This is a genomic window from Phenylobacterium sp., from assembly GCF_031412415.1.
Classification (GTDB): domain Bacteria; phylum Pseudomonadota; class Alphaproteobacteria; order Caulobacterales; family Caulobacteraceae; genus Phenylobacterium.
In genome coordinates this window covers 1-3,859 of sequence record NZ_JANOCX010000361.1, presented here as the reverse complement: position 1 = coordinate 3,859, position 3,859 = coordinate 1, and the positions used below count along the sequence as shown (strand labels likewise).

The 3,859-nt window shown below is 63.6% G+C and carries 4 protein-coding genes; 3 read left to right on the top strand and 1 reads right to left on the bottom strand.

The features are described 5' to 3' along the window. Nucleotides 1-298, top strand: a 298-nt coding sequence (locus RMO04_RS17235; protein WP_309646000.1) for an ABC transporter ATP-binding protein, incomplete at its 5' end; no start/stop codon positions are given. On the opposite strand, the gene RMO04_RS17230 is transcribed toward RMO04_RS17235, so the two are convergent. Then, nucleotides 279-1,154 (bottom strand): glycosyltransferase, encoded by an 876-nt coding sequence (locus RMO04_RS17230; protein ID WP_309645999.1) that lies wholly within the window; start codon nt 1,152-1,154, stop codon nt 279-281. The two genes, RMO04_RS17235 and RMO04_RS17230, sit on opposite strands and share 20 nt — an antisense overlap. 319 nt (nt 1,155-1,473) lie before the next feature. Here RMO04_RS17230 and RMO04_RS17225 point away from each other — a divergent pair, with 319 nt between their 5' ends. Both RMO04_RS17225 and RMO04_RS17220 read left to right on the top strand, forming a co-directional pair. Continuing rightward, a complete protein-coding gene (locus RMO04_RS17225) occupies nt 1,474-3,264 on the top strand; it encodes an ABC transporter ATP-binding protein (protein WP_309645998.1) in 1,791 nt (596 codons plus the stop codon). A gap of 15 nt (nt 3,265-3,279) precedes the next feature. Further along, the coding region (locus tag RMO04_RS17220) for a hypothetical protein (RefSeq protein ID WP_309645997.1) at nt 3,280-3,859 on the top strand (580 nt) is incomplete at its 3' end.

The window sequence follows — 3,859 nt, the reverse complement described above, 5'->3', positions numbered from 1 at the left end:
CGACCTCAAGAAGCACTTCCCCGTCCGTGGCGGCTTTCTTGGCGGCATCACCGGGCAGGTTTATGCGGTGGATGGGGTTTCCTTCTCCATCGCCAAGGGTGAGACGCTGGCGCTTGTGGGCGAATCCGGCTGCGGCAAATCCACCGTCGGCCGCGCGCTCTTGCGGCTGTACGAGCCGACTGCCGGGTCGGTCGAGATCGACGGTGAAGACATCGCGACGCTCGCGCCCGAAGCGTTGCGGCGCAAGAGGCCGACGATGCAGATGGTCTCATGCATGGTCAGGCGCGCGGAGCCATAAGCCGGAAGGCGTGACCTAACCGGTGGAAGCGCAGCTTGAACAGCATGCCCACAGCCGCGAGTCGCTGGTTGAGGCCCAGGAGTTGGTCGCTGGCGAAGACCTTGGGCGTGTGCGCCAAGGCCGAAAGGGGGAGGGCTAGGCTACGGGCGATCCAGATGAGCTTGCCTGCGGTACGCTCCTTGTAGAGAGCGTAGGTCTCGGTGTTCACCCGTCGCCACTTGGCCCAGAGCTCGTCCCAGGTGCGCCTCGCCGGGTGGCCGACGATGGCGCGCGGCGCATAGCCGAGACGAAAGCCCATGCTACGGGCGCGGAACGACCACTCCACGTCCTCTGATACCGCGGCTCGAAAACCCCCGACCTCGTCGAACACGGCGCGACTGCAGAAGAGATTGCCGGCGCCGGTGAAGCCCTTCTTGTTAATGTAGGTCTTGAAGTCAAAAGCGAAGACCCGCTCGAACGCCTCGGCGGCCGTTAGCCGGGCCGGATCGTCGACCAGCACTGTCACGCGGCCGCCGATAAAGTCATAGGCTGGGAGGGCGGCGAGGCCTTCGGCGAGCCATTGGGGTTCGGGCACGCAGTCGGAATCAGTGAAGGCGAGGATATCGCCGCGCGCCAGCTTGACGCCACCGTTCCGCGCCGGACCAGCGCCTTTCTCGGTCACGACGGCCAGCCGCGCCCGACCAACTATGGCCTGCGCCACCACGGCTTCGCCCTCGGGCGAGTTATTGTCGGCGACGATGATCTCGAAGTCCGACGCGGGATAGGTCTGGACAGCGAGCGCCCGCAGGCAAAGGTCGAGGGCCTTTAGGTCATGGTAGTGGGGAATGACGACGCTGACCTTGGGCGTATTGCTCAACGGAGTGTTCCTAGGGCTCGTCGCATGTCATCGCCGGCGGCGACCGTGAGATCAGCGCCCAGCTGGGAACGCCGTGGTAGTGTCACCCCATCCTGCGGCGCCGAGATTGCGCAACGGTTGACGAACGACGCGACAAGGCCGCGCGCGACATAAATCGTAGGCTCGGGAGGGCCTTGCCATGGAAGCGCCGCGTTGACCCGCGATGAGCGGATCGCGGTGGCTGATTTCCAATCAAGGTTAGGCCTTTCTTGGCCATTTCGCCCCAGTGTTCGGACTTCGCGGTGCGTCTCGTGTGTTGAAGAATGGGTTGGAGATCTAAATGGGCGTCGGCCTGATCGCTCTTGTACGGCGGATCTATCTCCAACTCCCCGGCAGGTTGCAGACCCGACTGCTCCTGGTGCTCGGCGCAATGTTACTCGGCGCGGTGCTGGACGTCCTCACGCTCAGCACGGTGATACCGTTCTTGGCGGTGCTAGGCGATGCTGGACGGGTTTTGACCTACCTCGACCAGGCTGGCGTCGCAGTGCCAGAAAGATTCAGAGATCACGACCAGCTCCGCGTGCTGGTCGCCTGCATCTTCATGACCGTCGCAGTGTCGTCAGGGGTGGTGCGTTTGCTCATGGCTTGGATGATGAACCGCTTCGCGTTCTCCGTCGGCCGGCACCTCACCACACAGCTGTTCGAGAAGTTGGTCTATCAAGACTACGACTTCCATATTCGCAACAATAGCAGCGTCCTGATCACGCACATCCAAGATCTGCAGATGCTGACGAATGGAGTGCTCATCCCTCTGATGCAGGCGATGAGCTCGATGTTCATCGGAATCTGCATCATCGCAGCGTTGATCTACATCAATCCGCCGGTGGCGGCGGTGGCCATATTCGGCTTTGGCGGCTGCTACGTTCTCATTAGCTTCCTGCTGCGCAAGCGGCTGCGCCACAGCGGCGTGATCATGTCCGAAATGAATGCGGAGAAGACCCGCGCCGTGCAGGAGAGCATCGGCGGCATCCGCGAAGTCATTCTCGACAACACCCAACCGTTCTTCATCAAGACCTTCAGCGCCGTCGACCGCGCGGCAGGCAACGCCCAGGCGATCGTAACCTTTGCCGCCACCGCGCCGCGCTACATACTTGAGGCGCTTGGGATGGTGATGATCGCGCTGATCTCGCTCTATGTGAACGGCAAGCCTGGCGGCCTGATGGCCGCCTTGCCGACCCTTGCGGCTTTGGCGCTGGGGGCTCAGCGCCTCATGCCGCTCATGCAGATGGGCTACGCCGCGGTGGTGCAGCTGGCCGCCAACTGGCGCCGGCTCAGCAATCTATTGGACTTGCTGGAGATGACCTCGCCGCGTCGAGCCGTCGACCATGTCCGTGTGGCGCCACTGCCCTTCGAGAAGGACCTCGTCCTCGACAATGTCACCTTCCGCTATGGCGCGGACTCTCCGGATGTCCTGTCGAGGGTCTCTGTGAGCATTCCGAAGGGCGCCCGCGTCGGCTTCGTAGGCACCACCGGCAGCGGCAAGAGCACAATCACCGACATCCTCCTGGGCCTCTTGCATCCGACCGAGGGTCAGATTCGGATCGATGGGGTGAGCCTTACGCCGGAGAACATGCGCGCCTGGCACGAACAGATCGCCCACGTGCCGCAATCGATCTTCCTCGCCGACACCTCGGTGGAACGTAACATCGCGTTCGGCTACGCCGACGACCAGATCGACAAGGCCCGCGTTCGCGAAGCGGCGCGACAGGCGCAAGTCAGCGACTTCATCGAAAGCCTGCCCGATGGCTACGACGCCCGGGTGGGGGAGCGCGGGTCCTGGATGTCCGGCGGCCAGCGCCAGCGTATCGGAATCGCGCGCGCGCTCTATAAAAACGCGTCGGTGCTTGTGCTCGACGAGGCCACCAGCGCGCTCGATAACGCCACTGAGGCGGCGATCATCGCCTCGCTGGAGCAGCTCGACCGACGCCTTACGATCATCATCGTGGCCCACCGGCTATCGACGATCCAGAACTGCGACATGGTCCTGCGGATCGAGCATGGGCGGGTCACCCGCGCAGAGATGCCCAGCGACAACCAAGTCGCGCCGGTCAAGACGGCGCGCAAGGCCTAGATCATGAAGCCGAGAGTGGGCGTCGTCCTCGCCGAACTGGGCATCCCGTCGGAAGTCTGGATCCTGCGTCAATGCCAGGAGTTCGATCAGATCGAGCCTGTGGTTTTCTACTGGAAGATGGCCGACAATCCGGCTGCCCTGCCGCCTGGGCTTGAGACGCACAAATTCTCCACCCCGTTCACGCGACCGAGGACCTGGTGGAGCCGTGTGACCCGACGTCTAGGGTCGAAGGCCGCGGTGCTTCCCGACGACGAACAGCGCGCTGACATCCGCCGCGCCCTGCTCGGTGCGAACCTGTCAGCGGTGCAGTGCCATTTCTCCTGGAGCGGCCTGCCGATCTCGGCCGCGCTGGACGGCGACTTGCCGGTGCTGTGGCAGGTCCACGGGCATGATGTGACCACCTTGATGCAGGACCTCGCCTATCGAAAGTGTGTGGCCGAAGCTCTGCCTAAGGTCGATTTCCTCGCGGCGGTTGGGACGTTCCAACTGGAGCTGCTGCGACCCTACGGCCTGACGCAACGCCACGGTGTCATTCCTTGCGGAGCGCCCCTATCGGTCTTCGCCCAGCGGCCGGTTCCGATCCGTGAGCCAGGGG